Annotated in this window: 10 protein-coding genes; 8 read left to right on the top strand and 2 right to left on the bottom strand. The window is 35.7% G+C overall.

All coding sequences use genetic code 11. From position 1 onward, the window contains the following. Positions 1-15 precede the first annotated feature (15 nt). The 3 genes from RT99_RS19995 (at position 16) to RT99_RS19985 (ending at position 3219) form a co-directional block, all read left to right on the top strand. Positions 16-1299, top strand: coding sequence for a DUF4861 domain-containing protein (locus tag RT99_RS19995; RefSeq protein ID WP_042566516.1), 1284 nt, complete (start codon positions 16-18; stop codon positions 1297-1299). 127 nt (positions 1300-1426) lie between these two features. Further along, complete coding sequence (locus RT99_RS19990) at positions 1427-2755, top strand: glycoside hydrolase family 28 protein (protein ID WP_042566515.1); 1329 nt, start codon at positions 1427-1429, stop codon at positions 2753-2755. Between the two features lie 287 nt (positions 2756-3042). Continuing rightward, positions 3043-3219 carry a histone H1 gene (locus RT99_RS19985; RefSeq protein WP_042566514.1) on the top strand — a complete coding sequence of 59 codons (177 nt, stop codon included), beginning with the start codon at positions 3043-3045 and terminating at the stop codon, positions 3217-3219. A 121-nt stretch (positions 3220-3340) separates the two neighbouring features. Here RT99_RS19985 and RT99_RS19980 read toward each other — a convergent pair whose 3' ends face one another. Further along, a complete protein-coding gene (locus RT99_RS19980; protein WP_042566513.1) occupies positions 3341-4819 on the bottom strand; it encodes a rhamnogalacturonan acetylesterase in 1479 nt (492 codons plus the stop codon). Positions 4820-5169: 350 nt separating this feature from the next. Here RT99_RS19980 and RT99_RS19975 point away from each other — a divergent pair, with 350 nt between their 5' ends. The 3 genes from RT99_RS19975 to RT99_RS19965 all read left to right on the top strand — a co-directional run bounded on the left by RT99_RS19975 (position 5170) and on the right by RT99_RS19965 (position 13049). Beyond that, positions 5170-8589, top strand: a complete 3420-nt coding sequence (locus RT99_RS19975; protein WP_042566512.1) for a DUF4450 domain-containing protein — start codon at positions 5170-5172, stop codon at positions 8587-8589. A gap of 245 nt (positions 8590-8834) precedes the next feature. Beyond that, entirely contained in the window at positions 8835-10958 is a 2124-nt protein-coding gene (locus tag RT99_RS19970; RefSeq protein WP_042566511.1) for a hypothetical protein, read from the top strand. 240 nt (positions 10959-11198) lie between these two features. Then, on the top strand, positions 11199-13049 hold the full coding sequence (locus RT99_RS19965; RefSeq protein ID WP_042566542.1) for a rhamnogalacturonan lyase: 1851 nt from the start codon (positions 11199-11201) through the stop codon (positions 13047-13049). A 45-nt stretch (positions 13050-13094) separates the two neighbouring features. On the opposite strand, the gene RT99_RS19960 is transcribed toward RT99_RS19965, so the two are convergent. Continuing rightward, positions 13095-14051: a glycoside hydrolase family 43 protein gene (locus RT99_RS19960; RefSeq protein ID WP_082036993.1), complete on the bottom strand. Its 957-nt coding sequence runs from the start codon at positions 14049-14051 to the stop codon at positions 13095-13097. A gap of 419 nt (positions 14052-14470) precedes the next feature. On the opposite strand from RT99_RS19960, the gene RT99_RS19955 reads away from it, so the two are divergent. Together RT99_RS19955 and RT99_RS19950 are read left to right on the top strand one after the other, a co-directional pair. After that, a complete protein-coding gene (locus RT99_RS19955) occupies positions 14471-17608 on the top strand; it encodes a TonB-dependent receptor (RefSeq protein ID WP_042566510.1) in 3138 nt (1045 codons plus the stop codon). Between the two features lie 19 nt (positions 17609-17627). Continuing rightward, complete coding sequence (locus tag RT99_RS19950) at positions 17628-19571, top strand: RagB/SusD family nutrient uptake outer membrane protein (RefSeq protein ID WP_042566509.1); 1944 nt, start codon at positions 17628-17630, stop codon at positions 19569-19571. Positions 19572-19792: the final 221 nt, after the last annotated feature.

The following is a 19792-nucleotide window of genomic DNA, read 5'->3' as shown; positions in this document are numbered from 1 at the left end:
TAAACAAACAAAAAAATGAAAAGTAAATTCTATCTATCCCTGGTAATAACCATAGTAATTTTTGCAAGTAGTAATGCACAGCAAAAAGCAACCGGAAACAAAATTGTTTTAAAGAATTCTTCAAAAATTGAATTGTCTCAGAAAGCAATTTCAATCAAAAGAAATCAGCTTTCTATTAAAGATGCAGCAAGCCAATATCCAATTTTGATTTATAAAAAAGATACAATTCCGGCGCAGGTAAATGATCTGGATGGAGATGGAAAATGGGATGAATTATTTTTAGTTGCTGATTTTTCTCCAAACGAAAGCAAAACCCTAGAACTAAAATGGTCGAAAACAGATCCTAAATTCCTTATAAAAACAAGTGTTCGTTTTGGAAAAAGAGAAGGGAAAGACATGCCGGTTCATCCAGATACACAAGAAGTTTTGATGGCAAATCAGGTACATAAAAAATTAGGATATCAAAAATACCAAACCGACGGACCAACCTGGGAAAACGACAAAGTAGGCTTTAGGCATTATTTAGACGGAAGAAATTCTAAAGACGTTTTCGGGAAAAAATTGCCGGGAATTACTCAGGAAGATGTTGGTATAAACAGCAAAGGTGCCGTTGAAGACAATTATCACGTGATGTACGATTGGGGAAGAGATATTTTTCCCGTTGGAAATTCGGCAGGATTAGGTGGTTTTGCTTTATTAAAAGAGGATAAAATCAACAGACTCGGAATTATCGCCAATGACACTGTAAACAATATCGAAAAAACGACTTTCAAAATCGTGAGCGAAGGTCCGGTAAACTCCCTTTTGGGCTATAATTACCAGAACTGGAAAATAGACGGAAATAATTACGACGCACAAGAAACTTCTTCGATATGGCCGGGAATGTATGGTTATAAAAACACTGTTTCTTTAGATGGTTTAAAAGGAAACGAAACGTTGCTAATAACACTTTCTAACCTAAACAATAAAAACCCATTGCAAGTAATTGATTCAGGAGATTTTGTGTGTTTTATACAGCATGATAAACTAACCTACGATCGCCAATGGATTTTAGGAACAGCCATAATTATTCCGAAAGATGTTTATAAAGGATATATCGAAGCACCAAAAAGCGGACAATTAACAGATTCCTATCTAATAAAATTAAACGTAAAAAACAATCAGCAAATTAGTTATTACCCAATCGCCGGATGGGAATTAAGTGCAGATAAAAACTTTAAAGATTCAGCTTATTTTACCAGCTACGTTACAGATTTGGCGAAGCAATTGTCAGCGAAAATTAAAGTTGAGGTAAAGTAATATTCGATAACATTACGCAAATCTTTGTCAAAGTTTTAAACTTTGACAAAGATAAATAATCACAAAGTATGTCATTGCTTCGTTCTTCGCATAGGCAAAAAACAACTAAACTAACACTAACCAAAAAATGAAAAAAATCCTAATCTCTATAATTGGCATTTTCGCTTTCACACAAGTGTCATTATCCCAAAATTACGCAAACGATAAATTCCCGGACGGAACAACAATTTCAAATTGGTTTAAAGATTATACCAAGCTGCAGCTAAAAGATTTAGGCAAGCAATACGCCATCACAGATTTTGGCGTAAGTAAAGACAGTACCAAAATTCAAACCACAGCAATTCAAAAAGTAATTGACAAAGCAGCTGCAAATGGCGGAGGCGTAATTGTGATTCCAAAAGGAGTTTATTTAAGCGGAGCTTTATTTTTTAAACCAAAAACAGCTTTGTACGTTTCAGAAGGAGGAGTTTTAAAAGGCTCAGATAATATTGCTGATTTTCCGATAATGCCATCGAGAATGGAAGGGCAAAATCTGGATTATTTTCCAGCTTTGGTAAACGCTTACGGAGTTGATAATTTTTCGATTTCTGGAAAAGGAACCATCAACGGAAACGGTAAAAAATATTGGGAAGCATTCTGGCAAAGACGAAAAGAAAACCCAAAATGTACTAATCTTGAAGTTTCAAGACCAAGATTAGTTTTTATATGGAATTCAAACAATGTACAATTACAAGATGTAAAACTCATTAATTCAGGTTTTTGGACAAATCATTTTTACAAATGCAATAATGTAAAAATGCTCGATTTGTATATATTTTCACCGCATATTGGCCTAAAAGCACCAAGTACCGATGCGATCGATATTGATATTTGCACTAATTTTTTAGTAAAAGGCTGTTATCTGTCTGTAAATGATGATGCTATTGCCTTAAAAGGAGGAAAAGGACCGTATGCAGATCAGGATAAAAATAACGGACCAAATGCGAATATAATCATAGAAGACTGTAATTTTGGATTCTGTCATTCTTCTTTAACAAACGGAAGCGAATCAATTCACAACAGAAATGTAATTATGCGCAATTGTAAAATAGATGGCGCATCAAGAATGTTATGGCTTAAAATGCGTCCGGATACACCACAGCGCTATGAGTACATAAGAGTTGAAGATATTAAAGGAGAAACAAAAACAGGTTTGGCCGTTTTTGCATGGAAACAATTTTTTGATTTAAAAGGACGAAAAGATATTCCGCTTTCTTACGGAGACAATATCACCTTAAAAAATATAGATTTAAAGTGTGAGACTTTTTACGGAGTTGAAAATGATCCGAATGTCCGTTTATCCAATTTTACCTTCGAAAACTTAAACATTGAAACCGTTAAAACAAGTATCGACAAAAGTTTAATAAGCGGTGTAATATTTAAAAACGTCTATGTAAACAAACAATTGGTCGATTAGTTTGCAGAAGCAGATAGTTGTAAGAGTTTACCGTTGTATTGACTTTTGAGCATAATTTGTACTATAAAAAATGTCTGAAAATTGCCATTATACGGTGATTACTAAGCGATAAGATGAAATTTTCTTAAAAAAAGTTATTTTCGTAATGAATTGATAATGAATGATGAAGAAGATCAGTTAATCAAATATTAACTTTCGGGATAAAATGAGTGATAATTTTAACACTAAAGTTGCGTTATCTTTCAAGCAAACTTTTATTTTTGCGCCTTAATTTAACAAGTATAAGCATGAAAGATCTATTAGTAAAAATCAACGCCGAAATCGACACATTCAAAGCAGAGGCTGAATCATTAACTGAAAAAGGAGTTAAAGCTGCTGGACCTAGAGCTCGTAAAGCAACTTTAGAAATTGAAAAACTTTTAAAAGAATTCAGAAAAGTTTCTATCGAAGAATCAAAAAAATAATCTTTTTTGAACTAAAAAGATAAAACCTCGTTTAAGCAATTAAACGAGGTTTTCTTTTTTAATTATGAGTTATTAGTTATGAATTATGAGTTTTTAGTTTAGTGATAAAATAATTCATAACTCATAATTCATAACCTAACTTTTTAATGCTTTCTGCAACGGTTTGGGCATTTAATTTGGCACCTTCAAAACCAGTGTGAGTGTGATCTTTTGGAAAAAAGGCTTTTACTTTTTCTTTTCCTAAAGCTTCGTATTTTAATGCTACAATTTCATTTAAATCGATATAAAGAACACCTTCCTTATCAGCCGCTTCTTTCGACCATTTTCCATAAGTTTCTGTTCGTCTTTCAACTTTATCGTTGGGCCATTCGTTTCTTGGAGTTTGACTTAATACAATTACAACCGCACCTTTTTCTTTGGCTTCGCGAATAAATTTCTCCATGTACCAGCCAAAAGTATGAACAATTTCTTTTGATCCGTCCGGCAGAACAACTTCCTGAGTTTCATTTCCATTTCCTTTTAAAGAACCTCTGAATTTTTCCTTATCAACAGCTCCCGCATCATTATGACCAAACTGAATTAAGACAAAATTTCCGGGCTGTAATTGGTTTTTAACCTCATTCCAAAGGCCTTCGTGATCAAAAGTTCTTGTGCTTCTTCCGCCTCGTGCTTTATTAATAACTTCAATTTTGGTGGTATCGCAAAATGTAGGAAAAGTGACGCCCCAGCCTACAGCATTTTCATCGTTATTATTTGCCATGGTAGAATCTCCAATTAAGAATACTTTTTTCTTTGGAGGAAAAACAATTTTTGGATCTTTCAAAATATAATTTTTCAGGGAATTTTTACTTTCCCTTAATCCATTAATAATAATAGAAGCCGAAAGTACAGCACCTTTTGCCGAGGTATGCGTATGATCTTTTTTATAGAAATAAGTTCCTGTTACTTTTACTTCACCCATTTTTTCCATTTCCAAAGCCATTTTATTATTCAAATCAATAAAAGTGACTTTTTCTTTCTCGGCAATTTGTTTTGCCCATAATCCGTATGAAGTATTGTTGCGTGGAACTTTACCGTTTTTCCAATCGTTTCTTGGAATTGGCGAACAAATTATCGGAATCGCTCCTTTTGATTTTGCTTCGCTAACTATTTTCTGAATATACCAGCCGTAAGTATGCACGGTTTCGTGTTTTTTGGTCAGGATATTATCAATTTCCTGCATTTCATTTCCAATGCCTTTGATCGTTCCGCGTGCGCGAAGACTATCATTTATTGGTCCGCCGTCATTATGTCCAAACTGAATCAAAACATAATCGCCTTTTTTTAATTTGTTTAAAACTGGTGTCCATAAACCTTTATCCTGAAAAGTTCTGCTGCTTGTTCCACCCAAGGCATGGTTTTCTACGCTAACTTTTGTAGTGTCTAAAAACTGACCAATATAATCTCCCCAGCCCCAAAGTCCGCCAGTTCCGTCGCCCTTGCCATTTTTTACTGTAGAATCGCCGACCATAAAAACAGTTGGTTTGGAGTTTTGATTTTCTATGAAACTAAAAAGTAATAAAGCGAGAGAAAAGACGGAAAGAATTTTAATCGATTTCATGAATGAAGATAATTTGTCAATTAGATAATTAGATAATGTGAAGCTCTAGCTTTTTCAAAGTTTAAAACTTTGAAAAAGCTAAGTAAACCTGAAACCTGAAACCTGAAACCTGAAACCTGAAACCTGAAACCTGAAACCTGAAACCTGAAACTATTTCAAAACTAACTATTCCATTTTTATATACTATCCTGTGCTATGATGTTAAAATATTATCGAATTATAAATTATTAAATTGTAAAAATCAGGTAGGTACAGGATGGTAAAACATAAAAAAACAAAGAAATTGCAATTGAATTGTCAAATATTTAGGATTTAGTTGATGATTAATTATAAGTAACACCCAATCGTGCATGAAGCTTACCATTACTAAAATACATTACACTCCAATTTTGATTTGCATATTTTTATTATGTTCAACGCTATCTTTTAGTCAGGAAAAACAAACGTCCCGAAAAATACACTATGTTCCGGACGGAAATAGTTTTGTGCTTAAAAATGGTACACGAAAATTCAATAGAGCATTGTATGGCTCAAATACAGGATTTAGGGTAGAAACAGGAGATTTGCCGGAATTAGCAATGTACATGCCCGGAATGGGCGGAAATTTAAAGTTTGGTTTAGTAAACGGAAAAGAGAATAAATGGATTACCGAAGCTTCAAAAATTGAAACAAGATATGTTTTGGGAATAATGCAATATCAAATTCAGGATCCGGTTTTAGGATCCGGAAAATTGTTTATTGATGTCGTTGCTTTAAAAGAAAAAGAGGGTTTTATCGTAAAAGTCTACGGTAAAAACGTGTCAAAAAGTACCAATTTAATTTGGGTATTTGGCGGCGCAACAGGCAAAAAATCCAGCCGTGACGGTGATATTGGCGCAGATCCTGAATCTGTTTTTTATTTAAAACCGGAATATTGCACCAACAATAAATACACTTTAAAAAAAGATTCATTTTTGTTGGAATATGGTTCAGAAAGCAACAAACAAAAAACGGGAAATAATAAAAATATAACCGGATTTTTTCCTGAATATCAAATGCATTTAGCCAATGCAAACAGTCAAAATTCTCCTTTGGAATTGTTTAATTCTAATGCAGAATCGTTGCCGGTTATTGCAGGAAAAAGAAACTCAATTGATGAAAAAGCACAATATTTTTTATTTTTATCAGAAGATTCAAAAGATAATTTTAGCCAAAAAACAATAGCAGAACTTTACGAAAAATCAGTTAAGGAAACACAGACTTTAGCAAATAGAGTTAAAGTCGAAACTCCTGATCCATATATTAATACACTAGGCTCAGCGCTTTCAATTGCAGCCGACGGAATTTGGGAAAGTCCTGCATATCTTCATGGTGCCATTGCATGGCGAATGTACCTAAATGCCTGGCGTGGTGCTTATACTGCAGATCCTTTGGGATGGCATGACAGGGCAAAAACACATTTTACAAGTTACAGCAACTCGCAGGTTTTATCGCCAGAAAGTGGTCCGGTTGTTTTTGATACAGAAAAGAATTTAGCACGCCAAAAAGAAGAAATCGGAACTTCGATGTTTAGCAGCGGTTATATTAGCCGAAACCCAAATAAAAATACTTTGGCGCATCATTATGATATGAATCTGGTTTTTATAGATCAGATGTTGCGCCATTTTAAATGGACGGGCGACGTTGCTTTTATGAAAGAAATGTGGCCCACAATTCAAAGACATTTGAACTGGGAAAAACGAAATTTTGATCCCGATAATGACGGACTTTACGATGCATACGCAACTATTTGGGCAAGCGATGCACTGCAATACAGTGGTGGAGGCGTGATTCATTCTTCGGCATATAATTATTATGCGAATAAAACCGTTGCTGAGGTTGCCAAAATTGTAAACGCAGATACAAAGCCATTTTCTAATGAAGCCGACAAAATTTTAAAAGCCACAAACGATCAGCTTTGGATTCCCAAAAAAGGAATTTTTGCCGAATATAAAGACGCTCTCGGAAACAGATTATTACACGATGTTCCCGGAATCTGGAGCATTTATCATACGATAGATTCAGAATTATCAAATCCTTTTGAAAGTTATCAAATGCTGAATTATGTCGATAAACAAATTCCGCATATTCCAATTTCAGTAGAAGGATTGGATAAAAAAGATTTGTACGTAATAAGTACAACCAATTGGCAGCCTTATACCTGGTCGATTAATAATGTGGCTCTGGCCGAACAATTGCATACTTCATTGGCTTTTTGGCAAGGCGGAAAAAGTGAAGAAGCTTACAAAATGTGGGAAAGTGTTTTGATCGAAAGTATGTATTTGGGCGCATCCCCGGGAGGTTTTGAGCAGCTGTTGTATCAGGACGCAATACGTGGAGAATTATATCGCGATTTTGCAGACCCAATTGGCATGGCGTCGCGAACTTTAGTCGAAGGACTTTACGGAATTCAGCCTGATGCCCTGAAAGGAGTTTTAACCATTAAACCCGGTTTTCCTTCAAAATGGAACGAAGTTTCTTTAGAAATTCCGGATATTACTTTTTCTTTCAAAAGAGAAAATAAGAAAGAAACGTATCATATTGAGAATCGTTTAGGAACACAAATGAATTTGTGTTTGGTTGTAAACGCTCCTTTCGAAAACATTCAAAGTGTTATGGTAAATGGTAAAATAGCAAGTTATAGAGCTATTTCTCAAAGTATTGGAAATCCAAAAATCAGTATAGAAACAGCGTACGCTAAAGTTCATGATATTGTTGTTACCTGGCGCGGAGGAACGATAGAGCAAATGCGTCCTAAAACATTTTACACTTCAGGAGAAAATCTGGATATGCTGGTTTTTAAATCTCAAATCCTTTCTGTTTATGATCCGCAATCTGTTTTGGGAGAAATTTCGAATAAAGAAAAAATGCTTCATGCGACTGTAAACGGAGAGGGAAATAAGATATTTTTTGTAAAATTGAAACAGGGAGAATTCTTTTGGTGGGAACCGATACACTTAAACATAAAAGCAAAAGAACAATCAAATGAAAAAGTCACAGATTGGGATAAACCTTTGGATAAATCGGTACGTGCAGAAACAATTTCTCTTTCATCCTTTTTCAATTCAAAAGTAACCGATATTTTTAATTACGAATATCTTTCACCAAGACCGAAAACAGTAACGCTTCAACTTCCAAAACAAGGAATCGGAAATTGGTGTTATCCAAATGTTTTGGTAAAAATTGATGACAAGGGATTGCGCGAAAAAGCAAAAGCAAAGGGACAAATCACAACTCCAAACGGAATTCCGTTTCAAACGCCTTCTGATGAAAATCAAAAAAATATAATCTTCACTTCGATGTGGGATAATTTTCCCGAAAGTATTGCTATTCCGCTTGACGGAAAAGCTTCTCACGCTTATTTTATGATGGCAGGAACGACAAACCCAATGCAAAGCCGAATTGTAAATGGTGAAATAAAAGTCAATTATACCGATGGAACTTCGGATGTTTTGTTGTTGAAGAATCCTGAAAATTGGTGGCCAATAGAGCAGGATTATTTTATCGACGGATTGGCGTTTACAACTGATGCGCCAAAACCGCCAAGAGTTTATTTAAAAACAGGAGAAATTACAAGAGATTTTAAAAATTTTAAAACCATAAAAGGTTTCTCAAATTATGGAGTTGATGGTGGTGCAGGAACAATTTTGGATTTGCCTTTGGATAAAAATAAAACATTAAAAAGTTTGACTTTGAGAACTATCGCAAATGATGTTGTGATTGGTTTGATGAGTGTTACTTTAATTAGATAATGTGTCAATGAGATAATTAGATAATCCGTGGCTAACTTTGACAAAGCTTAGATAGTGATAAAAAAAAGCTCCAGAGGAGCAATATATTTATAGAAACATTTTACCCATAGGAATTAAAGTCCCAGAGGGACGATATATAAATTATTAATTAGATAATGCATGTCAAAGCTTTGTCAAAGTTTAAAACTTTGACAAAGCTGCCGCAAATCAGAACCTGAAACTATCAAAACTAACCCTATATTCAAATGAAAAAATATCAATTAATTACTTTATTTCTATTTTCTGCTTCGATGTTTGCACAAAAAATAGACAGAAAAGCAGTAGTAACAAGACATAACGTGCAAATTACCGCTATCGATACTTTGGCTTCGTTAACTGTAGGTAATGGCGCTTTTGCTTTTACTGTAGACGCTACAGGCTTGCAGACTTTCCCTAAAAAATATCAAAACGGAATCCCGTTAGGAACGCAGTCAGAATGGGGTTGGGACAGTTATAAAAACACCAATAATTATAAATTTTCAGAGACTTTAAGAGATTATAAACAATACGGAAGAGACATTTCATATACCGTTCAAATAAAAGAACCGGTGAGAAGAGTCGAAGCAGTGAATTGGTTTCGTCAAAATCCGCATTTACTGCAATTAGGAAATTTAGGTTTTGAAATTACTAAAAAAGACGGAAGTCAGGCAAAACCGGAAGATATCAAATCAATTGCACAAAAACTGAATTTATGGACGGGAGAAATCGAAAGTTATTTTGAAGTAGAAGGCATTCCGGTAACAGTTTTAACAGCTTCTCATCAGGAAAAAGATGCAATTGGCGTAAAAGTAAAATCAGATTTATTGCAGCAAAAACGATTGAAAATTAGCTTAAGAATTCCGTTTCCAACCGGAGATTGGGCAGATATGGGAACACAATGGGAAGGAAAACAAGATTATAAAAGTACTCTTGTAGAAAAGTCTAAAAATGAAGCTGTTGTAACGCACATAATGGACAGTATTTCTTATCATGTAAATTTGATGTGGAAAGGAAATGCGCAAATTAAAAAAACCTCAGATCATTATTTTGTAGTTGAAGCTTCGAATACGAATGTTTTAGAATTGAGCTGTCTTTTTGCTTTAGCAGAAAAAAAAGCAGCAAATTCTACTTTCGCAGAAATTGAAAACAGCAGTATAAAAGGCTGGGAACAATTCTGGAAAAGTGGAGCAGCAGTAGATTTTTCGGGAAGTACAGATAAGCGTGCATCTGAATTAGAAAGACGGGTTATTCTGTCTCAATATTTGACTAAAGTGCAATGCACAGGAAAAGTTCCGCCACAGGAAACAGGATTAACGTATAACAGTTGGTACGGAAAACCGCATTTGGAGATGCATTGGTGGCATGGCGTTCATTTTGCACTTTGGAACAGACCGGAACTATTAGAAAAAAGCCTGCCATGGTATCAAAAGGTTTTTGATAAAGCAAAAAACATAGCCAAAAGACAAGGCTTTGAAGGTGCAAGATGGCAAAAGATGACAGATCCTGATGGAAATGAAAGTCCGTCGTCTGTAGGTTCATTTTTAATTTGGCAACAGCCGCATTTTATTACTTATGCCGAATTAATATACAGGGCAAATCCAACAAATAAAACATTGAATTTGTATAGCGAACGCGTTTTTGCTACGGCAGATTTTATGGCTTCGTTTGCTAATTATGATGCTAAAAATGATCGCTATGTTTTGGGACCGGGTGTAATTCCTGCTCAAGAACGCTTTAAGGCGATGGAAATTTTTAATCCAACATATGAATTGGCATATTGGAATTGGGCCTTAAAAACAGCAATCGCATGGAAGAAAAAACTAAATCAGAAAGTACCTGAAAAATGGGAAACCGTTTTGGCTAAATTATCAAAATTACCCGTTTCAGATCATATTTATCTGGCTACAGAAAGTGCGACAGATTCATACACAAATCCGGAATTCAAAACCGATCATCCATCGGTATTGGGAACTTTCGGAATGCTTCCTGAAACCTCTCTATTAGATAAAAAAATCATGAAAAATACGTTTGATCTGGTTTGGAAAACATGGTCGTGGGACAAAACCTGGGGTTGGGATTTCCCGATGACAGCAATGTCTGCCGCTCGTTTGCAAATGCCGGAAAAAGCGATTGATGCCCTTTTTATGAACGTAACAACAAATACGTATTTAAAAAACGGACATAATTATCAGGCAGAAAGACTAACATTATACCTTCCCGGAAACGGCGGATTATTGACAGCTGTCGCTATGATGTGCGCCGGTTGGGATGCATCGACTGAAGAAAATCCCGGTTTCCCGAAAGATGGGACCTGGAAAGTAAAAAGTGAGGGATTTAAGAAAATGTTTTGATTGAGAAATGGCACACGGATGACGCGGGTTTAAACGGGTTAACGCGGATTTTTTATTGTTTTGTCATTTCGAGGAACGAGAAATCGCATCCAGAGAGCGACGAACTGTGTGGTTACGTTATGTGATTTCTCCTCTGTCGAAATGACAATACAGCGAAAAAAAATAAAAAAAATCAGCGACAATCTGCCTAAACCCGCGTCATCCGCGTGCCATTACAATCCAACAAAAAAAAAACTAATTATGAAAAATACAATTCTACTCTTGTTATTACTTTCATCCAGTTCTATTTTTGCCCAAAGACAAATGGAAAACCTTGACCGTGGTATAATCGCAGTAAAAAACAATAATCAGTTTTTTATAGGCTGGCGCGTTTTAGGAACAGATCCTGATGATTTGGCTTTTAATTTATACCGTAAAAGCGGAACAAAAAAAGCAATAAAACTGAATGAAAAACCAATTCTTGGAGCGACAAATTTTATTGATACGAAAGTAAATCCTAAGGAAGAAAATACCTGGTTTGTAAAAACGGTTTTAAAAGGAAAAGAAACGGATGCAAAAGGAAGTTTTACAATTCCAGCCGAAAGTCAGGATAAAGAGTATTTGTCAATTGTTTTAAAACCTGTTGAAGGTTATATACCAAATGATCTTTCGGTGGGAGATTTAGATGGTGATGGACGTTACGATTTGATTGTACACATGACAGGAAAAGCGCATGATAATTCGCATACCGGAATTACAGATCCGCCTATATTTCAGGCTTATACTTTGGATGGGAAATTTTTATGGCAAATAAATTTAGGGAAAAATATCCGCGAAGGCGCACATTATACACAGTTTATGGTGTATGACTTGGATGGTGACGGGATTTCTGAATTGGTTTGCAAAACTGCCGACGGAACAACAGACAGTGTAAATAATGTAGTAGGCGATGCATCAAAAGATTGGGTTGATCGGGATGAGAAATCGCCAACTTATGGAAAAATTCTAAAAGGTCCCGAATATCTTTCGGTTTTTAATGGAAGAAATGGAAAACTGATTACAACGGTTGATTACATCGCAGAAAGAGGCGATCTCGCAGGTTGGGGCGGAAGAGGAGGCAGCGGAGGAAATGATACCAAAGGAAACAGAATTGATCGTTTTACAGCTTGTGTTGCGTACTTAGACGGAATTCATCCGAGCGTTGTGATGTGTAGAGGTTATTATGGAAGAACGGTTTTGGCAGCCTGGGATTTTAAAAATAACAAACTCACTTCGAGATGGGTTTTTGATAGTAAAGATGCCGAGAATCCGTATTCCGGAATGGGAAATCACGGACTTACGGTTGCTGATGTTGATAACGACGCAAAAGATGAAATAATCTATGGCGCAATGTGCGTTGATGACGATGGAAAAGGTTTGTACACCACTGGTTTTAGACACGGTGATGCGTTACATGTTTCTGATCTTGATCCCGATATTCCGGGTTTGGAAGCATTTGGGATTCATGAAATTGAAAACGGAACAACAGGCCCGGGAGTTACTTTGTTTGCTGCTGCAGATGGCAAAGTTTTATTTACAGATTCTCCAAACGAAGATGTCGGCCGTGGTGTTGCCGATAATATTGATCCAACCCGAAAAGGAGCGCAATGCTGGTGGTCTGGATCTCCAGATTTGCATGATATAAAAGGCAAGCCGATTGGAAAAGCGCCAACATCAACTAATTTTTTAATTTATTGGGATGGCGATTCTTCAAGAGAACTTTTGAATGCTAATTATATTGATAAATACAATGTTGGCAGATTATTTACAGCAACGGGAGCAGCTTCAAATAACGGTACAAAATCGACTCCGGCACTTTCTGCAGATATTTTGGGTGATTGGCGGGAAGAATTAATTTTAAGATCTGAAGACAATAAAGAATTACGAATTTATTCGACCACAATTCCAACCGAAATCAGGCAATATACTTTAATGCATGATCCGCAATACAGATTAAGTATTGCCTGGCAAAACGTTGGTTACAACCAACCGCCGCATACGAGTTTTTATATGGGAAAAGACATGAAACCTGTACCAAAACCTAATATTGTTTTAATGCCTGTTAAGAAATAAAAGAAAAGCGTTCCGTATTTAAATCGGAACGCTTTTTTAAATTATTTACTGTTTTTTCAAAGTATTAATTTCATCGGTAGAAACTTTAATAACAGTTCCGTGACGTGTTCCTTTGGGAAAACTAATTTGTTCCGAAATATCTTCCCAGCCATTTGAAGCTTCTTTTACAGCACCGTATTTCTTCAAAGTATACTTGTCAAAATAAACAATCCAGTTGTTATCAATTTTAATTGCTGTTGGTCCTTCTGCCCAATAATTTCCTGTAATAGGTTTACTTGCTTTGCTGTAAGGTCCCGTTAGGTTTTTACTTCGTGCAATTTTTATATTCTTCTGTACCGGATTTCGGGTTTCATCTTTTAAAAACATTATAAATTCCTGATCTTGTTTTACAATTGTGGCATCGATCACATTAAATCCGGGTTCGTAAAGCAATTTTGTTTTAGAATACTTTTTAAAATCTTTAGTTGTTGTATAATAAATTCGGTGGTTGTATCCTTTTTCTTCTTCTGATTTTGTTTCGGGAAATTTTCCATCAATTGTTGATGCCCAATATATCATATAAGTTTTCGATTTTTCATCATAAGTAATCTCCGGCGCCCATGTATTTCGGGTTTTTTCTTCGTGAGACATTACAGGAATAAATTCTTGTTTCGACCAATGAATCAAATCTTTAGAAGAAGCGTAACCAACGCCTTTATCAGTCCAGCTCACCGTCCAGACCATATGATATAAGCCATCGCCACCTTTAATCAGGCAGGGATCACGCATCAGTTTATCTTTACCAACTTCGGGAGTCAAAAATGATGTGTCATTTTTTAAAGCAATCCATTTGTAACCATCATCGCTATAAGCCAAATGTAGACCATCTTCTCCATTTCCTTTAAAATAAGTAAATATATATCCGTTGGGAGTTTTATGCTGAGATTCCACCGGAATTGTCATCCAAAAACAAATAAAAAATAATATGGTTTTTAGATTTTTTAATGCGCTTGATTTCTTCATAAAAAATGATTTTAAAAGGTATTTTTCTTCATTAGTAAAAGTATAATTAATGCATAAAAATCCCATCCTGCAAAACCATTATTATTTAATTTTTAAATTATCAACGTGTGTTTTGTTGTGTAAATTTTTACAAATACAAAATAACTACCAATTTATACGATCGTATTTTTATTTGATAATTTTTTAAAGATAAAAATATCATATCTATAATTAAAATATCATTTTGTTTTGATATTACTATTTTGTTTTGTTTGCTTTCTTGTTTATTGAAAATCAAGTAGTTGACGATTATTTTGGTTAAAAAAATCTTAATTATATGTTGTAATACATTGAAAACTAACAGGATACTACAGGATGGTAAGAAAATTACTTCTGGATAAATTTGAGTAGCTAACTATTAATTAACCAAATTAACTTTTATGAAAAACAAATTAAGTTTTCTGCTGGTGATAGCTTTGATTGCACTCCTTCATGCATCAGCTTTTGCACAGAACAAAGTAGTTAAAGGTACAATTACAGACGGAACCGGATTGCCTGTTCCGGGAGTTAATGTCCTCATTAAAGGAACCCCGAATGGCGTAAGTACAGATATGGACGGAAGTTATTCCATTAGTGCTGCATCAGGTGCTGTTCTTGTTTACAGTTTTATTGGTTTTAAAAAACAGGAAATCACTGTTGGAAATTCAAATGTTTACAATGTTGTCCTTAAGGAAGAGGATAATTCTCTCGAAGAAGTTGTTGTCGTTGGTTATGGTGTAAAAAAGAAAAAGGATCTTACGGGGTCTATTGTAAGCGTAGGAGCTGAAGAAATCGCTTCAAGGCCCGTTGTAAATGCAGTACAGGCAATGCAAGGAAAAGCAGCCGGAGTAGATATTACGACAAATGAGCGTCCGGGTACGGTTGGAACGGTTACTATTCGTGGCGCACGTTCTATTTCCGCATCCAATGCCCCGCTTTATGTGGTAGATGGGATTCCGTTAAACTCAAGATTAATTACCGATTCAAGTACAGGGAAAATTAGTGTGGATCCGAATTCAGGTGGAATCGATTTTTTGAACCCTACGGATATTGAAACGATTGATGTTTTAAAAGATGCTTCTGCCACTGCTATTTATGGTTCACGTGGTGCAAACGGAGTTATTATCGTAACGACAAAAAAAGGTAAAAACGGAAGATTTACTTTAAATTATGATACTTCGATTATGTTTGAAACTATTCATGAAAATGCCCCCATGATGAATTCGGCAGAATATATAGAATTTCGCCGTTGGGGAAGGTATTATTCCAATCCCGGTGCTTTTCCAAAAGGAGATGCACCAACAATTGAAAATGACAAATTAATTTTTCTGGCTTCCGCCGATCCTTCTGCGTGGGCCAATATCGAAAAAGGATGGAGAGATAGCGACGGAAATTTAACCGCAACCTGGGATGGCTCAAAAGTTGGAACTACAGACTGGACAAAATTTGTAACCCGAACCGGAATTACACAACAGCATACCATTGGCGTAAGCGGCGGAACAGAAAAAATGAAAGCCTACGGTTCTTTTGGATATCTCAATAATACCGGAACATTAAAAGGGCAGGGCTACGTGCGTTATAGTGGTACAGCAAGTGTTGACATTACACCAACAAAATGGTTTCAGATGGGAGTAAGTCTTAACACAAGTTATGGCGTTAATGAATACGGACAATCAAATGTGGGTAGAACTGCCGTTACAACTACTACTGGAATTTATGCTACAGCCCGTACAAATCTTCCATACGCGGTGCCATATGACAATAACGGAGTACGAATCGATAATCCCGGAGGAGATTCTACAATAAGAACTCCTGTTGATGAAGATAAATATTCTCAGGATCAGCGTGTTTCATTACGTGCTTTTGGTAGTTTATATGCACAGTTGGATTTTGGTGCTTTTTCCTCTAAACTGGATGGTTTAAAATACCGAATTAATTTTGGTCCCGATATTACGTCTTATCGTGATGGTGTTTATTTAGATGGAAAATCGGCCATTCGTTCCGGAACAAGTTTTGCTTCTTTATACAATGAAAGATCAATTTCGTACACGCTGGATAATCTGATTTTTTACAACAAAGCAGTAGGAAATCATAACTTCGGAGCCACTTTGTTAATGAGTCAGACAGAATATCACAATGAGCAAAGTTCAATGTCTGCGAATGATATAAAAAATCCTGCCAACAAATGGAATGCCTTAAATCCAGCTAATGTTACGCTTGCAGGTTATTCTTCCGGTTTAACCGATACAGGTTTGTTATCCTACATGGGAAGAGTGAATTACGGTTATGACGACAAATATTTGCTAACAGCTTCTGGTCGTTTTGACGGGGCTTCGCAATTAGCTCCAGACAAAAGATGGGCTTTTTTCCCGAGTGCTTCTGTAGCGTGGGTGATCAACAAAGAAAAATTTCTGGAAAATGCGACCTGGCTTAATCAATTAAAAATGAGAGTAGGGTATGGTGTTACCGGTAATGCTGCAGTTCCTGCTTATGCTACTCAGCCGCCTTTAATAGGAATCGTTTATCCAAACGGATCCGGTGTTACAAATAATACTTCTTTTGGGAATTTGCAATTGGGCTGGGAGCAGACTTCGCAGTTTAATTACGGAATTGATTTTTCTATGTTTAATAACAGAATTTCAGGTGCTTTAGATTATTACACCAGTAAAACCACAGATTTGTTATTAAAAAGCAGCGTTCCTACTACTCTTGGTGTAAAAGATACGTATCAAAATGTTGGTGAAACAGAAGGAAACGGAGTCGAACTTACGTTGAATACTGTAAACGTAACTTTAAAAGATTTTGAATGGAGTTCTAATTTTAGTGGATCGTATCAGCAAAGTAAAATTGTATCGCTTCAAAATGGGAAATTTGATGATATAAATAACAATTTATTTATTGGGGAATCGCAAAATGTAATTTACGGTTTTGCTTCAAACGGAATATGGAAACCTGAAGATGCAGTAGAAATGGCAAAATTTAATACCGCAGCAGGTTCGAATATTTTTTCATTTGGAAATGCCAGACCTGTTGATCAAAATGGAGATTATAAAATTGATGCTAATAATGATCGCGTTATTATCGGTTCAAAAGATCCAAAATATATTGTGGGTTTAACCAATACTTTCGTGTACAAAAATGTTGAATTATCTTTCTTTGTTTACGGTCGAATGGGTTACTTGTATGATACTTTAGGAGAAAACGAAGGCGCAAAAGGCAGTCAGAGAGCCATTAATTATTACACAGATAATAATACAAATGCCGAGTATCAAAAACCAATTTATTCTGCCGGAACAGGAGACCCTTATTTTCCTGTTTTAGGCTATCGAAATGGAGCATTCTTAAAAATGAGAAACATTTCTTTAGGCTATCATTTTGATAAAGATTTAATACAAAAACTGGGAATTTCTAAAATGAAATTATACTGTCAGGCGACAAATCCGGGAATGATTTTCTCCAAAGTTAAATGGACAGATCTGGATACGCAGACAACAGCTTCAAACAGAGGTGTGACTTTAGGTTTAAATGTAGAATTCTAATTAAACTAAAAAAATCATTATGAAAAATTATAAAAAACAATATATCAGTTTGATGCTTGTTACTGTTTTACTTTTAAGCAGTTCATGCAACAAAGATTTTCTTGACGAAGAATTAACTACAGCATATACTCAGGAATATTATAAAACCGAAGCCGGAATTCAGGCTTTGGCAATTGGAACTTATTATCAGGTATTTGCTGCAGAATTTGCAACAGAAATTCCGCTTACGGCAACAGAATCAGGAACAGATGAATTTCATGCGGGAGGAGATCCATCCAATTGGATCTGGAATTCTTATTCTTCAGGATTTAAGGCATTTGTAACCGTTTCTAATGCCAATACAGTTGCTGCAAATACCAATTGGGATAATTTATATATCGGAATAGGGAATGCCAATCAACTGATTGAATCGGCAACAGCAATTGTATCAACCAACGATGCGATTAAAAAAACAGCTTTAGGTGAAGGCTACTTTTTAAGAGCTTTTAATTATTTAAAATTAGTAAATCAATATGGAGGTGTTCCTTTAAAATTAACCACAAGTTCTAAAGTTGAATTAGAATTTACCAGAGCAACCCCGCAACAAGTTTTAGAACAGGTAATTGCAGATTTTACACAAGCTTATAATTTATTGAGTAATGCAGGCGCTCCGGCAAAAATTACAAAAGATGCAGCAGCACATTATTTAGCAAAAGCCTATTTAACACGTGCCAGTGAAATAAATGATACCTGGAATTCGGCCACAAAACTCACAGATTTACAACAAGTGGTCACTTTATCAGATGAAGTAATTGCACATCATCCATTGGCTTCAAATTTTGGAGAGTTATGGAATTATACTATTGCAGATGGAGCAAATGAAAAACTTCCGGAGTTAATTTTGTCAGCCCAATTTAATGCCAGTACATTAACGACAGGAGGAAATCAGCAGCATTTGCATTTTCTTTCTACCTATGATCAGCTTCCGCAAATGCGACGTAATCTTGCAGGAGGAAGACCTTTTAGCCGTTTAGCGCCAACTTATTTTGTATATGATGTTTACGATCATGTAAACGATTCCCGTTTCTGGAAAAGTTTCCAGACCAAAAGTATTATCAACAACAAATCCGGAAATTATTATAATAACGGTGATTTAGGAATCATGTATATCGTTAATAATGCCGGAGATACCCGTTTTGCAAAAACTAAAAATACTGATGCCATAGTTGATGTAAAAACCGGAAAAACAGTTCCGAGTGTTTATGTAGCTTATGCCGCAGACAATATTGGTTTGATGGCCGATGTAAGATTTCCGTCTTTAAGCAAACATTTAGATGGAAACAGAATCGATTTGAGTAACACTAAAGGCTCGCGTGATATTATTTTAGCGCGTTCTGCAGAAACCTATTTGCAGGCAGCAGAAGCAAAAATACGTTTGGCACAAATAGGCGGGGCTACATTTTCGGATGCATTACCTTATATCAACGCCGTAAGAACTCGTGCCCAATACAAAGCAGGAGAAAATCGTGCTGCTTATACAGATGGTTCTGCAGCCTATACAACGACAGGTCAGGCAGGAATTCCGATTTCTTTTGTTCCTGAAAATTCCTATTATGAGTCAAATAACATTCCTGTTTCAACAGCCGCAACAAGTCTCGCAATTACCAGTATTGGAGCTTTGCCTTTAGAAGATCAGGCTGTAATTTCAAAATTAGGATATGCAGGTGATTATGACCGAATGTTGTGTTTGATACTTAACGAACGTACGAGAGAACTTTGCGGAGAATTTCACCGTTGGGAAGATTTAAGCAGAACCAAAACTTTGATAGCCAGAGCTAAAGCCTACAATATTGAAGCGAACCCAAACATTCAGGATTTCCATTATCTGCGTCCTATTCCGCAAACTTTCCTTGATGGAGTTTACACAAACGGAAGACCATTGACCGCCTCAGAAAAAGACGCCATGCAGAATCCTGGATACTAGATTTATTGAACACGAATTTCAAACACGAATTTCACGAATTGTCACGAATTATGGTTCGAGAAATAATTTCACAAGCAAAGTTACCAAATAGATTTGTGCTAATTAGTGAAATTAGTGTTGATTTTCTAATTAATACTATTCAAACACGAATTTCACGAATTGTCACGAATTACTAGTTTGTGAAATTAATTGAACAAATTAAGATAACCATCCAGATTTGT

It is taken from the genome of Flavobacterium sp. MEB061 (genome assembly GCF_000834715.1).
Classification (GTDB): Bacteria; Bacteroidota; Bacteroidia; order Flavobacteriales; family Flavobacteriaceae; genus Flavobacterium; species Flavobacterium pectinovorum.
Note: the sequence above shows the minus strand (reverse complement) of the source record. Positions and strands in the feature narration are given on the sequence as shown.

What these genes read in the sequence shown, in the direction of transcription:
- RT99_RS19955 (WP_042566510.1), top strand. Translation starts at nt 14,471, where the DNA reads ATGAAAAACAAATTAAGTTTTCTGCTGGTGATAGCTTTGATTGCACTC.
- RT99_RS19985 (WP_042566514.1), top strand. Translation starts at nt 3,043, where the DNA reads ATGAAAGATCTATTAGTAAAAATCAACGCCGAAATCGACACATTCAAA.
- RT99_RS19965 (WP_042566542.1), top strand. Translation starts at nt 11,199, where the DNA reads ATGAAAAATACAATTCTACTCTTGTTATTACTTTCATCCAGTTCTATT.
- RT99_RS19980 (WP_042566513.1), bottom strand. Translation starts at nt 4,819, where the DNA reads ATGAAATCGATTAAAATTCTTTCCGTCTTTTCTCTCGCTTTATTACTT.
- RT99_RS19975 (WP_042566512.1), top strand. Translation starts at nt 5,170, where the DNA reads ATGAAGCTTACCATTACTAAAATACATTACACTCCAATTTTGATTTGC.
- RT99_RS19990 (WP_042566515.1), top strand. Translation starts at nt 1,427, where the DNA reads ATGAAAAAAATCCTAATCTCTATAATTGGCATTTTCGCTTTCACACAA.
- RT99_RS19950 (WP_042566509.1), top strand. Translation starts at nt 17,628, where the DNA reads ATGAAAAATTATAAAAAACAATATATCAGTTTGATGCTTGTTACTGTT.
- RT99_RS19995 (WP_042566516.1), top strand. Translation starts at nt 16, where the DNA reads ATGAAAAGTAAATTCTATCTATCCCTGGTAATAACCATAGTAATTTTT.
- RT99_RS19960 (WP_082036993.1), bottom strand. Translation starts at nt 14,051, where the DNA reads ATGAAGAAATCAAGCGCATTAAAAAATCTAAAAACCATATTATTTTTT.
- RT99_RS19970 (WP_042566511.1), top strand. Translation starts at nt 8,835, where the DNA reads ATGAAAAAATATCAATTAATTACTTTATTTCTATTTTCTGCTTCGATG.